The sequence below is a fragment of the Arthrobacter sp. 05T420 genome, assembly GCF_056396305.1.
The window spans coordinates 187,338-203,003 of record NZ_JBFTLG010000004.1 but is presented as its reverse complement, the minus strand read 5'-3'; the positions used below and the strand labels follow the sequence as shown (position 1 = coordinate 203,003).

The 15,666-nt window shown below is 66.3% G+C and carries 12 protein-coding genes; 5 read left to right on the top strand and 7 right to left on the bottom strand.

Annotated elements, in window-relative coordinates; all coding sequences use genetic code 11:
- Positions 1-2 precede the first annotated feature (2 nt).
- The 4 genes from AC1DEM_RS06105 to AC1DEM_RS06090 all read right to left on the bottom strand — a co-directional run bounded on the left by AC1DEM_RS06105 (position 3) and on the right by AC1DEM_RS06090 (position 5,642).
- Positions 3-1,010, bottom strand: a complete 1,008-nt coding sequence (locus tag AC1DEM_RS06105; protein ID WP_476883615.1) for an oligopeptide/dipeptide ABC transporter ATP-binding protein — start codon at positions 1,008-1,010, stop codon at positions 3-5.
- The gene (locus tag AC1DEM_RS06100) at positions 1,007-3,076 is read right to left on the bottom strand and encodes a dipeptide/oligopeptide/nickel ABC transporter permease/ATP-binding protein (RefSeq protein ID WP_476883614.1); all 2,070 of its coding nucleotides are present in this window, start codon (positions 3,074-3,076) and stop codon (positions 1,007-1,009) included. Before AC1DEM_RS06100 ends, AC1DEM_RS06105 begins: the two co-directional genes overlap by 4 nt.
- Positions 3,073-4,026, bottom strand: a complete 954-nt coding sequence (locus AC1DEM_RS06095; RefSeq protein WP_476883613.1) for an ABC transporter permease — start codon at positions 4,024-4,026, stop codon at positions 3,073-3,075. Before AC1DEM_RS06095 ends, AC1DEM_RS06100 begins: the two co-directional genes overlap by 4 nt.
- Before the next feature lie 62 nt (positions 4,027-4,088).
- Complete coding sequence (locus AC1DEM_RS06090) at positions 4,089-5,642, bottom strand: ABC transporter substrate-binding protein (protein ID WP_476883612.1); 1,554 nt, start codon at positions 5,640-5,642, stop codon at positions 4,089-4,091.
- A 372-nt stretch (positions 5,643-6,014) separates the two neighbouring features.
- Here AC1DEM_RS06090 and AC1DEM_RS06085 point away from each other — a divergent pair, with 372 nt between their 5' ends.
- The 3 genes from AC1DEM_RS06085 (at position 6,015) to AC1DEM_RS06075 (ending at position 8,624) form a co-directional block, all read left to right on the top strand.
- The gene (locus AC1DEM_RS06085) at positions 6,015-7,268 is read left to right on the top strand and encodes a glycoside hydrolase family 1 protein (RefSeq protein ID WP_476883611.1); all 1,254 of its coding nucleotides are present in this window, start codon (positions 6,015-6,017) and stop codon (positions 7,266-7,268) included.
- Positions 7,269-7,395: 127 nt separating this feature from the next.
- Positions 7,396-8,250: an IclR family transcriptional regulator gene (locus AC1DEM_RS06080; protein WP_476883660.1), complete on the top strand. Its 855-nt coding sequence runs from the start codon at positions 7,396-7,398 to the stop codon at positions 8,248-8,250.
- A 77-nt stretch (positions 8,251-8,327) separates the two neighbouring features.
- Positions 8,328-8,624: a hypothetical protein gene (locus AC1DEM_RS06075; protein WP_476883610.1), complete on the top strand. Its 297-nt coding sequence runs from the start codon at positions 8,328-8,330 to the stop codon at positions 8,622-8,624.
- Positions 8,625-8,661: 37 nt separating this feature from the next.
- Here AC1DEM_RS06075 and AC1DEM_RS06070 read toward each other — a convergent pair whose 3' ends face one another.
- The 3 genes from AC1DEM_RS06070 to AC1DEM_RS06060 all read right to left on the bottom strand — a co-directional run bounded on the left by AC1DEM_RS06070 (position 8,662) and on the right by AC1DEM_RS06060 (position 12,969).
- The gene (locus AC1DEM_RS06070) at positions 8,662-9,666 is read right to left on the bottom strand and encodes a hypothetical protein (protein ID WP_476883609.1); all 1,005 of its coding nucleotides are present in this window, start codon (positions 9,664-9,666) and stop codon (positions 8,662-8,664) included.
- Between the two features lie 81 nt (positions 9,667-9,747).
- Positions 9,748-10,200 (bottom strand): universal stress protein, encoded by a 453-nt coding sequence (locus AC1DEM_RS06065; RefSeq protein ID WP_476883608.1) that lies wholly within the window; start codon positions 10,198-10,200, stop codon positions 9,748-9,750.
- Positions 10,201-10,425: 225 nt separating this feature from the next.
- Positions 10,426-12,969, bottom strand: coding sequence for a helix-turn-helix transcriptional regulator (locus tag AC1DEM_RS06060; protein ID WP_476883607.1), 2,544 nt, complete (start codon positions 12,967-12,969; stop codon positions 10,426-10,428).
- Positions 12,970-13,217: 248 nt separating this feature from the next.
- Here AC1DEM_RS06060 and AC1DEM_RS06055 point away from each other — a divergent pair, with 248 nt between their 5' ends.
- Together AC1DEM_RS06055 and AC1DEM_RS06050 are read left to right on the top strand one after the other, a co-directional pair.
- Positions 13,218-13,778, top strand: coding sequence for an ion channel (locus AC1DEM_RS06055; protein WP_476883606.1), 561 nt, complete (start codon positions 13,218-13,220; stop codon positions 13,776-13,778).
- 303 nt (positions 13,779-14,081) lie between these two features.
- Entirely contained in the window at positions 14,082-15,638 is a 1,557-nt protein-coding gene (locus tag AC1DEM_RS06050) for a hypothetical protein (RefSeq protein ID WP_476883605.1), read from the top strand.
- Positions 15,639-15,666 lie beyond the last annotated feature (28 nt).

Genomic DNA, 15,666 nt, shown 5'->3' with positions numbered 1-15,666 from the left:
GGTCAGGCGTAGTGGCACGCGACGTCGGCGGCTCCCACCCGGCGGAGGGCCGGACGCTCGGCGGTGCACAGATCTGTGGCGAGCGGGCACCGCTGGCTGAAGGGACAGCCCCCCGGCGACGCCGCCACTGCAGCGGCCGTGCGGACGCCGAGGGATTCGCGCAGCATCCTCCGCTCGGCCTGTTCCGCGGGCCTCGGCACGGGCGAGGCAGCCACGAGGGCCTGGGTGAACGGATGCCTGGGCGACTCCGTGACGGCTGGCGCGGGCCCGCTTTCCATCACCTGGCCGCGGTAGAGCACCACCACGCGCTGCGCCAGGAACTGGACCACCGAGATGTCGTGGGCGATAAACAGGTAGCTCAGGCCGAGCTCGTCGCGGAGGTCAGCCAGGAGGTTGAGCACCTGGGCCTGGGTGGAGAGATCCAGGGCGCTGACGGCCTCATCACACACCACGAGCTTCGGTTCGCAGATCAAGGCTCGGGCAACGACGATCCGCTGGCGCTGGCCGCCGGAGAACTGGCTGGGGTAGCGGTCCACGGCCTCGCGGGGCAGCCCCACGCGTTCGAGCATGGCTTCGGCTTTCTCGCGCGCCACTGCGGCGTCAACTCCGCGGATCCGCAGCGGTTCCGCCAGCGAAGCACCGATGCTCTGGCGCGGGTTCAGCGAGGAGTTGGGGTCCTGGAAGACCGCCCGAAGTTCACCGCCGAGGGCGCGGCGCTCTGCCGCACCGGCGTGGGTGATGTCCTTGCCCTGGTAGCTGATGGTGCCGCCGGCGCTCGTCTGGAGGCCAAGGATCGCCTTGCCGATGGTGGATTTTCCGGAGCCGGATTCCCCTACCAGGCCTACCGTCTCGCCGGGACGGATGGTGAAGCTGACGCCGTCCACTGCTGCCGGGGCCGCTGCCGCTTTCCGGCCGCGGCCGTACCGGACCACCAAGTCCTTGACCTCCAGCATGGGCTGCTCCGGCGCAACTGGCGCCGTGTCCTGCCGTTCTGCCGTCTCGATGCTCATGCCAGGTCCTTTTCGACGATTTTCAGTACTCGGTGGGTGGGCACTTCGGTGGCAAGCCATTCCAGACCCTCCACCGCCAGTTCGTCCGCCTTGACGCAGCGGACCAGTCCGTCCTCGGAGCCGGAAGACAGCAGCGGCACCGGTGCCGCGCACGCGGAGCCGGCGAACTGGCAGCGCGCCATGAAGCGGCAGCCGGTGGGCCAGTCCTTTGGCTGCGGAACCTGTCCCCTGATGGTGGCCAGGCGTTCGGGCATGTCCGCGGCGGTGTTGGCGTGCGGGTCGGCGGCCAGAAGCGCCAGGGTGTAAGGGTGGCGGGGGTTGTCGAGAATATTGGCGGTCCGGCCGCTTTCCACCACCTGGCCTGCGTACATCACGGCGACGTTGTCGCAGATGTCCGCCACCACGCCGAGGTCGTGCGTCACCATCACCACGGACATCCCGGTGTCCTTCACCAGGGAACGCAGCAGCGAGAGGATTTCGGCCTGCACGGTGACGTCCAGCGCTGTGGTGGGTTCATCAGCCACCAGCAGCCGGGGCCGGCCGGACAGTGCCAGGGCGATGGCGACGCGCTGGGCCATGCCGCCGCTGATCTGGTGCGGGTAGGTCTTGAGGATGCGTTTGGCGTCCACGATGCCCACCTTTTCGAGCAGGCTTACGGCTTCGGCACGGGCCTCGGCTTTGCGCACGTTCCGCAGCCGGCGGATGGCCGCGGTGAGCTGGTAACCCACGGTGAACATGGGGTCCAGGGCCCGCATGGGTTCCTGCGAGATCAGGGCGATGTCCCGGCCGCGGATGCCTTCCATCTCTCGTTCCGTGGCGGCGGCCAGGTTCTTGCCGTTCCACAGGATCTGGCCGCCGGTGGCGGACACCCCGGCGGGCAGCAGTCCCAGCAGCGACAGCGCGGTCATGGTCTTGCCGCAGCCGGATTCCCCCACCAGGCCCAGCACGGTTCCCTGCTCGACGCCGAACGAGACGCCCGTGACCAGCGGAGTCCCGCCGTCGACCCCTACAGTGAGTCCGCGGACGCTCAGGTGGCCGTTGACCGGGATGGCTCCCGTGACGGCCACCGAAGCAGCGGAGCCGGCCGCTTCGGCGCTTCCCGCGGCACCAGCACGCGCACGCTGGCGGCGCCTTGCTGCCGACGGCAGGTGCGAGACGCCAGCGTTCGGCGCCTTCCCCAGGGCGTTGCCGATCGCGTTGGCGGCCAGGACGGTCAGGGCAAGGACCGCGCCGGTGGGAACCATCAGCCATGGGGCATCGTAGACGTGCTGGGAGGCGCCCTGGATCATGCCGCCCCAGCTGGGTTGCGGGATGGGCGGGCCGAAGCCGATGAACGCCAGGCCGGCCTGGATCAGCATGCCGACGGCGAAGATGAGGGCGGACTGGACCACCACGGTGTTGGTCAGTCCGGGCAAGACGTGGCGGAGGCTGATCCCCAGGGTGCTGACGCCGTCCACCCTGGCGGCGTCCACGTACAGCTGAGACTGGAGCGACTTGGCCTGGCCCAGCATGACCCGGTAGATGCCGGCGGAGATGAGGACGCCCAGGATGGCCATGATCAGCGGGATGTCGGTTCCCACGGCACCGATGACCGCCAGGATGATGACGGTGCCCGGCAGCGACATCATGATCTCGGTGACGCGGCTGATCGCTCCTTCCGTCCGGTCTCCGCCGGCGGCCACCATCGCCAGGGCGGTTCCAAGCCCGACGCCGACAATTACTGTGATCAGGGAGGTTCCCAGCGTGCCTGCGGCGGCAGCGAAAATGCGGCTAAGAAGGTCCCGGCCGAGCTCGTCGGTGCCGAGCCAGTGCGCGGCGGTGGGACCGGACAGGACGGCGGTGAAGTCCTGGTCCTCCGTTTTATAGGGCAGCCACCACAGGGCAGTCAGCGAGGCTACCACCAGGGCTGCCAGCCATAGGACGCCGGCCACACCCCCGGGCGAGGCGAAGAGCCGGCTTGCGGAAACTTTGCTAAAGGCGGTCCGCTGACCGGCGTTGGACCGAATAGCTGCGGCAGCCGTGGCTGGCGCACTGTCGGCAGGGGCGGGGGCGACGTTGGGGATCATGAGGCACGCAACTTCGGATCGAGAAACTTGGTGGCGAGTTCCAGCACGAGGTTCACGGCCACCACCACGACGGTGGCGATGACCACCACGCCCTGGACGGCGGGGGCGTCGTGGGTGCTGACGGAGGTCTGGACGGCCTGGCCCAGACCCGGCATGGCGAAGAGCTGCTCCGCGATGACCGAGCCGCCGAACAGGCCGATGAACTGCAGCGCGATGCCAGCCACAATGGGGAGGCTGGCGTAGCGCAGGGCGTGGATGTAAAGGATCTTCCAGGTGGGGGTGGCCGTGGCACGCAGCGTCCGGATGTGCTCCTGCTGCAGCGCATCAAGCATCGAGGCCCTGGTCTGGCGCGCGATGAAGGCCGCGCCGCCGACGGCAAGCGTGATGACCGGCAGGGCCAGGGACATGCCCCAGTCCCGCGGTGAGACCTCGAACGGCACGTACCCGGTGGCGGGAAAGACCGAGGACTGAACGGCGAACAGGTACACGAAGATGATGCCGATCCAGAAGGCAGGCAGGGCCACGGCCAGGCCGCAGATCCCGCCCACGATCCGGTCCACAATGCCGCCGCGGACCGCAGCGCTCACGCCCAGGCCGATGCCGACGACCGCGCTCAGCACGGTGGCGCCGGCCGCCAGTGATGCCGTCACCGGAAGCCTGTTGCCCAGGTCAGCGCTAACCGACCGGCCATCGATCAGCGACGAACCGAGGTTGCCCTGTACGGCGTCGCCGAGCCAGCGGAAGAACTGGGTGAGAAGCGGATCGTTCCAGCCAAGCCGTGCGTTGACCTCGTCAATGGCCTCCTGCGACGCGCCGGCGCCCAGCGACACCGCGCCGGGGCTGCCGGGCATCGCGTGAACCAGCAGGAATGCCAGGACGGCAACCACCAGCACGGTGGCCAGCGCCATCAGCAGGCGCTTGGTGATGAATAGTGCCATGGTGACCTCCATCGGTCAGGACCTGCCGGGCGGCCCTTGCGAAGTTCACAAGGGCCGCCCGGCAGGGTCAGTGATCAGCTAGCCGGTGCGTAGGACGAGAGAAGCGGGTATGCGTTCGAACCTGCGAACTCCACCTGCTGAACCTTCTTGGTGTTGTAGCCTTGGTTGGTGAGTGACTCGTAGAGCGGGATCATCCAGCCGGATTCCACCAGGCGTGTGTTGAGCTTGGTGAGGGCGGTCTTCTTGGCGGCGTCGTCCTTCGCGGCTGCGGCCTCGCCCGTAGCGGCCGTCAGTTGCTCATCGGAGGCTTTTTGCACATTGGTGAACCCGTTCAGAACCACGCCGTACATCAGGCCCACAGGGTTGTCCCAGCCGAGCGCGGCGTAGCCAAGGGGTGTGGTTGCGACGGCCGCGAAGGCTTCATCGGTGGAGGAAGCCATCTTGACGTTCATTTTGATTCCGACGGCGGCCAGATCCTTCTGGACGGCCTGCAGGTCCGTCTGGGTTTCAGCACTGGCAACAATGGTGAACTCGAAGCCGCTACCGTAGCCGGCGTCAGCCAGCAGGCTCTTGGCTTTCGCCGGGTTGTAGGCAAACTTGGTGTTCAGCGCGTCGGTGAAGCCCGCGGAATCCTTGGGAAGTGCATTCCAGGCCGCGATGTCACCCTTGTGCAGTGCGTCCACCAGTGACTGGCGGTTGATGGCGTACTGGAACGCTTGCCGGACTTTCTCGCTGGCAAAGGCGGGAGCGGTCTTCCCGGTCTTGTCGAAGGAAACCATGGTGTGCAGGGTTCCACCGATCTGGGAAACGCCGAGGCCCTTGGACTTTGCGAAGTCCACCGTGGAGGACGTGAGCATGGCGACGTCGGCCTGGCCGGAGACGAGAGCGTTGGCGCGCGCCTGCGGATCCTGGATGACGCTGAAGGTGATCTTCTTGAAGGCGTAGCCTGCGGCGTCGGCGTTCTTGTCGTTCTTCACCATGACGTATTTGTTGCCCTTAACCGTGGAGGCATCGAGCGTGTAGGGACCGGAGCCGTCCGGGGTTTTGGCGAGGCTGGCCGTATCGGCAACACCGCTCTTACCGACAACCATGCCCATGGTGGAGGCGAGGTTCTTTTCGAACCCTGGCTGCGGTTTGGCGAACTTGATGGCCACCTGCGTGGGACTGACAACACTCACCGAAGTGATTTCTTGGGCTCCGCCCTTGGCGATTGCGGAGTACGCACTGAGTGCGGGGTCGCTGCGGCGGTCCAGGTTTGCCTTCACTAGTGCCGCATCCAAGGTGGCGCCGTCCGTGAAGGTGACGCCTTCCTTGAGGGTCAGGGTCAGCACCGTGTTGTCCACGCTGTAGCTGAACTCCTTGGCCAGGCCCGGTCCAACGGAGCCGTCCGGCTGCAGGGTCATGAGGTTTTCGTAGAGCCCTTCAAAAAACTGCCGTTGCGCGTCGGCGACACGCAGTGGATCGAAACCGAAGGAAGCGCTGTCGCTGTCGATTGCGATGGTCAAGGTGTCCTTATTGACGGCGGATGCCGCCTGGGTCCCGCCGCCGCAGGCGGTCAGTGGGCTGAGCAGAAGCGCCCCGGCCAGAACGGCCGCGCTCCGTCGTGCGGTGGAGTTCAGAAGTTTCATGTAGTGCGCCTTCGCATTCTTTCTAAGCTAACGGGGTCAACATCCGGAGGAGCCTGGCGGCCTGTATGCCGATCGTCCGTGACCGGCTTCCGGGCCGTTGCGCCGGTGCCCCTCGCCTCGATGGGTCTCGGTGACCGGCTCACTCAAGGATCACGGCGGCGCCTCAAACGGAAACACGAGAATGTCATTGATTGGAAAGGTATTGTGGCGGGGGTCACTCCGCACGGGGCCGGCCAGACGCGCAATGTCCGCGTGGTCTAGGGACGAGCCTTTCAACCAATGAAAACGACCGTCCCTCCCCTGCCATTGAACGCGGAGGATGGACAGTCAGCCCACGCACAGTCGCTTGGCGCTCAGATCGAAAGGAACCAGATGACCGACTCTTTTGCCTTCCCGCACGATTTCCTGTGGGGCGTCGCCACGGCAGCCCACCAGGTCGAGGGAAACAACGTCAACAGTGACTGCTGGTTCCTGGAGAGGCTCCCCGGAACGATCTTCGCCGAACCGTCCGGGGACGCCGTCGACCACTACCACCGATACCGCGAGGACATTGCCCTGATCGCTGGCCTGGGTTTCACCAGCTACCGCTTCTCGTTGGAGTGGGCCCGCATCGAGCCCGAGGAAGGCTACTTCTCGGTGGCGGAACTGAACCATTACCGCCGTGTGCTGGAGACCTGCCATGAGCACGGGCTCACCCCGGTGGTCACCTTCCATCACTTCACTTCGCCCAGATGGCTCCTGGCGGCCGGCGGCTGGGAGGACCCGCAGACCCCCGAACGGTTCGCCCGCTACTGTGACCGGGCTATGAGACACCTCGGCGACCTCATCGGCGTCGCCTGCACCCTCAACGAGCCCAACCTCCCGTGGCTGCTCAAGGAGCTTGGCCTGGGCGGCGAGGCCCCCGAACGCAGGGCAGAGGTGCCGCTGTGGGCGGCCGCAGCAGACCGGCTCGGGATCGACGCAAGCCGGGTGGCACCCTTCCAGTTCACGGTCTCGGAGGCCGGCTTCGACGTCAAGCTCGCTGCACATCAGCAGGGCCGGGCCGCCATCAAAGCGATCCGGCCGGAGCTCCCGGTCGGGTGGACCCTGGCCAACACCGACATCCAGGCAGCCGAAGGCGGCCAGGACCGGGCGGACAGGATCCGTCACGAGGTCAACGAACGTTTCCTCGTGGCGTCCCGCGACGACGACTTCGTGGGGATCCAGACCTACGGCCGGACGGTGTTCGGTCCGGACGGACTGGCGCCGGTCCCCGAGGGAGCCGCGACGAACCAGATGGGCGAGGAAATTTACCCCGAGGCTCTCGAAGCGACCATCCGGGAGGCAGCCGCCATCGCCGGCATCCCTGTCATCGTCACAGAGAACGGCCTGTCCACCGACGACGACGCCCAGCGGCTGGCCTACCTCCGCACGGCGGTAGCCGGCGTGGAGTCTTGCCTGGCCGACGGCATCGACGTCCGCGGCTACATCGCCTGGACAGCCTTCGACAACTTCGAGTGGATCTTTGGCTACGGGCCGAAGTTCGGCCTCATCGCCGTGGACCGGACCACGCAGGAACGGACCCCGAAGGAGAGCGCCAAGTTCCTCGGCAGCCTGGCCGGGGGAAGGGTGACTGAGTCCGTGTGAACCGGTGCCGGCGCAGATGAAGCCCCACCGCAACAGTGCCGCGGCTATGAAACATCAGCTAGGAGTTTCATTGGACGAAACACTACTGTGGTGGGGGTCACTGGCGGCGAATGAGGAACGGTTTGAGATGACAGCAGTCCCGGAACGGGAGCCCGACAGCGCCGGGCCCGCAACCCCCGCACCTGCGCGCGGCAAGCGGCCGAAGCAGGGCGAACCCGTCATCGACCGTGCGTTGAGCCTTCTGGCAGTGTTCACGGACCGGCGTCGCGCTCTGACGCTTTCCGAAATGGCCAGGTACGCGGACATTCCGGCGCCGACGGCGCTCCGGCTGATTGCCCGGCTGGTGGCCTGGGGTGCGCTGGAAAGGCTCGACGACGGGCGCTACGTCGTGGGGGTACGGCTGTGGGAAGTCGCATCGCTGTCGCCCCGCGGCCATGGCGTGCGGGAAATCGCGCTGCCCTATCTCGAGGATCTTTTCGAAGTAACCCGCCATCACGTCCTCCTCGCGGTGCGCGACAAGGAAGAGGCCGTGCTGATCGAACGGTTGTCGTCCAAGCAGGCTACCGAGGTGGCCTACCGGGTGGGCGGTCGGGCCCCTCTTCGGTCCACAGCTGTCGGCCTGGTGCTGCTGGCCGGCGCGGACACGGCCTTCCAGGAAGCCGTCATCAAGCAACCCGCTGATGAGGAGGCCGGCGTGGACGCCATGCCGGAGGGGCAGCTCCGACGCACGCTGTCCGACGTGCGCCGCACGGGCGTCGCCATGATCAGAAGGTCGGCGCCCTCCCGCACCGTGTCCGTGGCCTCGCCCATTTTCGATGCCCAGGGGGCCGTTGTCGCAGCGCTTTCCATAGTGGTACCCGACGGCGCGACTCCCCCGAACGTCCTGGCGCCGGCAGTCCAGGCAACGGCCAGGGCGGTGTCCCGAAATCTCGGGTTCAACGCCGAGGCCAGCGCCGGAGTGCGGCACCAGGCACCGGCGTAAGGCATCAGCCCCTTGACAGGCCCGGCGGTGGAGTCTACGACTGGCCTTGTCAGTCCCACCCCAGCCTAGGAGTAGCCATGGATACCACGCCCTACGGAATCGTGCACTTTTTCCGGGGAGGCACCAAGGAGCAGTACGAGGCGTCGCTGGCGGCGGTCCATCCAGGCGAGGGGCTCCTGCCGGAGGGTCAAATCTTCCACGCCGCCGGGCCGTCAGAAGGCGGTTGGACCATCTTGGCGGTCCATGACTCGAAGGAGAGCTGGGAGAAGTTCCGGGACACGATCCTGATGCCCCGGATGCAACAGGGAATCGAGGGCGGCTTCACGGCTCAGCCCGAAGAGACGGTCATCGGCCTCTACAAGGTCCTGCCCTAAAACCGTAATTCACTCGGCCCAATTCGCGCCGGCTCATTCACACAGTGGACCCGCCCTCGTACCAGTCCAAGACACGCAGCGCCCGAAGAGTGTTCCACCGGCTGGGCTGGCCATCGCCATCCTCAAGCGGGAAATGGACTTTCCCGGGGTGCGTGTTTTCGAGCAGCCAGGTCCCGTCGGGTTGCCGCTTGGTCCGCAGCAGCTCCATGGCTTCGGCCACGCGCGGGTCCGGCGGTTCTCCTGCCGAACGGAAGTACTCCAGGGCGCGGAGCACGTCGTAGTGCCAGCGGGCCGGAAAGGAGAACTTGAGCCAGGCCTGGTCGATGACCTCGCCTGTGCTCTTGCGTCGGAACAGCCCTCGCTCCAGCAGATACTCCTCCCCTCGCCGCCGCGCGTCCGCGGACTGCTCTGAGCCCCCGGTAGCCCGTTCATGGGCCAGCAGGCCCTCGAGCACGTTGATCGTTGTGGCGGCCGAAGACACTACGGCGCCGGACTCCGCCCAGCAATTCCAGCCGCCGTCGTCCAGTTGCTCGCTGATAAGCCGGGAGGCGACTCCGTCAACGTCCTGATCAAAGTAGGCGCCGAGCGCCACCGTCATGCCGTTGATGCACGGCTCCACCTCGCCGCCGAAATACGGCTGACCGCCTTCCTCCCAGCGGCAGTTGTCCCGGACCAAATCCACTGTCCGGCGCATCGGTTCACTGCGCGGATCGATCCCGAAGTCACGCAGCAGGAGCAGGCTGTACGTCGTAGCAGTCCACGGCTGGGGCCCGCGGTCCCAGCCTTCGTCACCGCCGGAGTCATCCCCGCTGTCGCTTGCGGGACGTTCGACGTCGGCGATGGCGACGTCGGCGGGGAAGTACGCGCCGTGCGCCCATTGGCCGTCGTCGTCCCTCAATGCGAGCAAGCGGGCACCCCACCCCTCGGTTGCGACCCGTGCGCGCTCGGCGGCAACCGCCTCCGGCGGGGCGCCGGCTAGATCACGCAGCACCTGCCACCGCAGGGACGGATCCGAATTCAGCAGCCAGTCCAGGACAGTCATGGGCCGATGATAGCGCTCCCGGCCTGCGCTGGCATTTAGTGGTCACCGCTGCCGAAAGTCCGCAGGCTGACAGCCGGAGACTCAGGACAGTATCGGACGGACCACCAAGACCGGGCACGGCGAGTGGCCGGCCACCTGGGCAGAGACCGATCCGATGTGCAGGCCCGCGAAACCGCCGTGGCCTCGGGAGCCGACCACCACCAGATGGGCTTCCCGAGCGGCGTCCAGAATTGCCGATGCCGCTGAGTCGCTGTGGACGGTCCGCGTCACCACGTTCACGCCCTCCGCAACCTTCGCCGCTTCAGCGCAAAGGGCCTCCGCTTGCTGCTCCGGAGACGCTTCCGCCACGACTTCCCCTGCGGCGGTTTCCAGCAGCGCGGGGTACCACGCCATGGGCGCCTTGCTCCAAACAGTGACTATCCGCAGCTCGGCGTCGCGGTACCGGGCCTCGTCGACGGCCCAGTCGAGGGCGCCGCGCGACTGCTTGGAGCCGTCAAACCCGACCACAATCACAAAAGGATCCGAATTTGTCATGATTCCAGACTTTCACCACGGCCATGGGGTGCCTAGAGGCCTCCGGCCCTCAGCGGACTACCTTGCTCTTGATCTGTTCTCATCACTGGAGAATCTTTCCTAAGGGGACCGTCCGCCGGGAGCCGGAAATCACTGACGGCTACCACCAGTGTCGATCCCTGACCCACCCTTGGCCTCACCCGGTTCGGGTGAACTTCCTGGCCCCGGACGCGTCCGTCCGTGGGGTTAGACGATGCCGCGTTTGGCTGCCGTTTTGAGGGCATCGCGCCGGCTCCCGGCCCCGAGTTTCCGGTAGATGGACCGTTCGTGCGTCTTGACCGTGTTGACCGAAATGTACAGCGCCTCCGCGATTTCAGCCGCGGTCATGATGGAACGCATGTAGGCCAGGACTTCGCGTTCACGCTCCGTCAGGCTCCAGTAGGACTGTGTCCGAAGCCGCGCGTCGCCCTGGCTGTCACGTGCCATGAGGGCTGCGATGAAGGATTCGTGGGCGGTGCCCCAGACAGCGTGCTGCGCGAGTAATTCTGCGAGTTCCTCCCTCCGCTCCGCAAAGGGGCGCAGGACGGACCCTGGCTCGGCCCGGTGGACCGCATGTTCAATCCGTTCATGCGCCGCGGCGGTGTCTCCGGTTCCGTGCGCCACAAGCGCCTCAGTCAGGCTCGCGCAGGTGTCGACATACGGGTTGCCGCGACGATGAGCCAGTGACTCCGTGCAGCGTTGGGCAGCGGTGATCTCCCCTCCGCGACGCAGCAGCTCCGCCAGCAGCGTATCCACCAGTGCCCCGTGCCCGCCGGCGCCCAGGGGTTGCGCGACCGCCAACGCACCGTCCAAGTCGCCCTGGGCTTCAGCGACCTTCGCCACGGCAATCGTGTGCAAGGCATTCCATGACACGCTGTACAGCCCACGTGCGTGGAAGGACTCCAGCACCGAGCTGGATTCGGCAAGCCGCTCTGGATCGCCAGTGGCACAGTCAGTCAGAACCCGATAAATGACACTCAGCGGCCCGGACGGGAAGAGGTCACTGCCCAATTTCTGGGCCTTCGCCAGGTAGGTTTGCGCAGCTGCCAGGTTGTCATTCCAGTAGCACGCCATTCCGCGTGCCAGCCAGGCCGGAGCCATCCGCTCCTGCGAACTCCAGCCGAGCGTGTCTCCCCGTTCCACCGCCCGCGTGGCATGCTCTGAAGCGTGCACCAGATCACCGGCTCCGGCAAAAGCCAACGCCAGATCGGCCTGGGCGCAGATTTCAATCGATTCCAACTCCTCCGGGTCGCCGGTCCCGCCGGCCGCCTGGAGCAGGGCAGCGGCCAGTTCGCCGGTGCGGTGCAGCCGAAACTCCGCCTGGGCGAGTAAGAAGAGTCCTGACGAACTGGCGGCGGAGTGGCCGTCTGCCGAAACGTCCCTGCCCGGCCGGCCGGCCTCAGCCGGGGCGGGGTGGTGATCCGTCCGGCCGATGCCAGGCGTCCGTTCGAAGTGGGCCCGGCAACCCTCAAGCCTCCGGCGGCGAAGCGCGTCCAGGACAAAGGTCCGCGATAGCGCCCGATCGGTGAGCTCGGATGCCGCGGTGCCGTCGCCGGCAAGTTCACGGCAGACGGATCTGATCATCAATATCTCGGGGTCCTCATTCCACGGCGTGGGGAGGTCCCGGCACAGCCTTTCGAGACTCTGGGCGTCATTGCCGAGAACGAAGTCGAGCCAGTGCGCTCCCAGCGACATCACGGCCTGGCGTGGAGCGCGCCCTTGCAGCGCCTGGGTTGCGCACTCGACGACGTCGGCGTCCTGGTAGTACCGCGCCGCCACGCGGTGAAGGCGCTCGGCAAGGACGGGGTCGCGCCGCTCGAGGATTCGCCGGCACTGCGCCGCGAAGAGGGAATGCCAGCGGTACATCGATTCACCGCCGCGGTAATCGTGCTCCTCGATGAACAGGCCGTTGCGTAGGCATTCCTCAAGCAGCACGCCGCCGTGGGGCCGGCCGTAGAGTTCGACGGCGAGTCGGCGGCCAAGCCAGTCGCAGGTAGTGGCTCGCAAGATGAACTCCGCCAGCGACGGTTCGAGCTGGTCGAGGATCTCTTCCGCGACGTAGTCGGCCAGTGGTACGTGCTTAGCCGTGGCGCCCGGCGCCGTCGTGACCGGCGCGTTGCCGGACTGCGCCAGCGAGACGATGCTCGCGTGCACGGCGACCGGCCAGCCGGCAGTCATCGTCCAGAGGGATCCGGCGTCGAAGGCCGCGTCCTGTCCAAGTGACCAGGCAAACTGTGCGACTTCCTCCTGCGTGAAGGCAAGCTCGGGGGCCCGCAGTTCACCAAGGCCCTCGCCGTACCGGAACCGTTCCAGCTGGATGGACGTATGGCCCCGTCCTGAGAGGACCAGCCGCAATGATGGGGGTGCCGACGCGGCGAGCACCCCCACGATTCCGTTCGCCAGCCCCGGCCCGGCCAAATGGACGTCGTCAATTACCAGGACAATCGGCTCCGTTAACTCCTCGAGGGCCCGGAGCAAAAGGTCGTAGGAGGCGGCCCGGTCATGGGCAAGGCCCTGGTCAAGGGCCAGCAGTGCATCGCTGCCCGGCAGGGGCAACGTGCTGGCCGCACGCTGGATTGCCCCGACAACCCCGTGAAACAGCCGGGCCGGTTCGGTATCGAACCGATCGAGGGACAGCCAGGCGCACGGCAGATCGCAGTTGCGGACCCAGTCTCCTAAGAACGTGGACTTGCCGTAGCCAGCCGGCGCCGCGACGAGCGTCAGGCGGTGCGAATCGGCGGACGCGGACAAGGCGTGTTCCAGACGCGGACGCTCCAACGCTCCAAGGCCGCGCAAGGGTGGCCGGATCTTGAACTGAGGACCAGGCAGCCATCCGACATTTGGCATTTCTCCCACGTACCACATGCTAGGCCGACTCAAAAGGGCCCAAACAGGGCGCAAAGACCCCTTGTGCACCTCCGCGTGGTGCGGCCAAATGGCGGCCGGTACTCCCCATCTACGGCGCGGCGTGAATTGCGGGGCCGGGGGTATCATCAGGCATGGCGACGCAGCCCGGAAGCCAGCCGGACCCGATTTTCCTCCATGACCTCGACAAAGCCAGCCGGAGGCAGGTCCTTATTTGGGCGGGAATACGGCTGGCCGCATTTACGGTGCTAATCCTCAGCCTCTACTACGTTATTCCGGTAGGGGGATTCAACGAGGCCAATCCGGCCGCCGCATGGATCCGTCTGGCTGCTATCGTCTTAGTCTTTCTCGCCGCGCTGTCCCTGCAATTGCGGATGATTCTTGCAGCGCACATCCCCCAGCTCCGGGCGGCCGTGACCGTAGTCGAGGCCGTGCTCATGTTTCTGTGTCTTTTCTCGTTGCTTTACATGTCTCTGTCGTTGACAGACCCGGCGTCGTTTAGCCATCCGCTCACCAAAACAGACGCCCTTTACTTCACTACGTCCACCTTTGCCACCGTCGGGTTCGGCGACATTACACCGGTGAGTCAGCTGGCGCGGTCGGTCGTTTCGGTCCAAATGATTGCTGATTTGGGGGCCCTCCTATTAGTCGCCAAGGTGGCCTTTTTCGCGGCGGGCCGGCGTCTGGGCCTGTGAAGTTAGGCCGCCCTCGCTATCACCCGAAACGGATGATGCAGGCCCATTGGAAGCAGCTCGGCGGGAAATGAAGCGGCGGACAACCAGAACTCTAGGCCGGACGGCAATGCCGTGGGCCAGTCGACACTGCGGGTCTCGATCCGCAGCGCCGTCATAGGCGCTGCGGGCCCTTGTCCGCAGGGTTAGATCACCCGGTGTGGGTGGGGTTGCACGAACGACCCGCGTGGACAATGAAAATTGTCATGAGTGCCCAATCGCGGTACATCGGGCCGGGTCGACGAGTTGCTACCTAGGCGGTACCCCATGTCTCTCCAAGAACAGCCCCCGAGCTCCGGCAGCACCGAACAGGAAGAAATACTGCGGCTACGGGCAGAAGTTGCCCGGTTGCAGCGCGAGCGGGACGACGCAAGGCAGGCCACACAGGCCCCACCGAGGCCCTCCGGACCACGCCACCAGGGGCTGGCTCGCCGGATAGTGGCTATCGTGCTGGTGGTTCTGACGGCCGTGCTGGCCTTCGCCGCCGTGCCTGCCATGTATTTGCGCAGTGAAATCCTGGACACCGATCGATACGTGGCAATGGTGGCGCCCCTGGCGTCGGACCCCGCGATCCAGGCCGAGATCGCGGACAAGGTCACCCAACAGATCACCGACTCCGTGGACTTCGAGGCCGTCACCCGGGATGCGCTCAACGAAATCAGTAAGACGGCGCCGCGCGTGGCCGCGGTGATCACCGGGCTCGCACCAGTGATTGCGGAGCAGACCAAGAACCTCATCCATTCCACCGTGTCCAACTTCGTGACCACACCGCAGTTCCAGGATCTTTGGATCCAGGTCAACCGGGTGGCGCACCAAGGCATCGTGAATCTCGCGACCGGTAGCACGGGCGGCGCCGTCAGTATCGATCAAAGCGGTACGGTGACAATCTCAACCAAGGAAATCGTTGCCCGGGTCAAGACCGCCCTCGTCGCCCAGGGGGTCGGCATCGCCGCCAGGATCCCGGACATTGACAGGCAGATCACCCTGTTCCAGTCGCCCGAGCTGGTCCGGGCCACGAACGCCATCAGAACGCTGGATGCGACCGCCCCGATATTGGCGTGGCTGACGGTGATTACCGCCGTAGGCGCAATCGCTGTGGCTCCACGTGGCCGGAAACGGAGCACCACCAGCGGTGTCGGTTTGGCCGTGGCCATAGCCATGGCGTTACTGGCCCTGGCACTTGTCATCGGGCGCGCTGTCCTCCTCAACTCGATTCCGCCGGGTTCTGTCACCCCGGCGGCGGCTCAAAACCTCGTCGAGACATTCCTGGTGCCGCTGCGCACCAGTCTGCGCCTCGTCTTCGTGGTGGGACTCATCATCGCCCTGGCCGCGTTTTTGGGCGGGCACTCGCGTCCGGCGGAGTTTGTCCGGCACGGCCTGGCGAGTGCGGGAGACTACATCACCGGGAAGGTCGGAGCAGGCCAAGCCCAACCGTGGCAACTCTGGTTGGCCCGCTACCGGCGGATATTGGAAGCCGTAGTTGTCGGTATCGCCGTGCTGGTACTGATCTTCTGGCAGGATCCGACGGCGGCCGTCGCCATCTGGACGGCGGTCCTGGCCGTGCTGGCCATTCTCCTGATAGAACTGCTGTGCCGCCCCGCCGTTGCTTCAGGCCCAGGCGTCGAGCCAGCCGTCTCCGAACCCGTCACCGAACCTGTCGCCGTGCCCGCCATGGGGCCCGCCCCACGGCCCACGGCGGGGTCCGCAACAGGGACTCCCCAAGAGCCGGCCAGTGCGGCTGGTTCCCCGGAGGCCGCCCCAGCAAAGCCTGCCAGCGCGGGTGGCCCCCCGGACGAGCCGAATCCCACACTCCGTCTCCCTTGAGGGCACGCATTCCCCCTGAGGGCTCGCG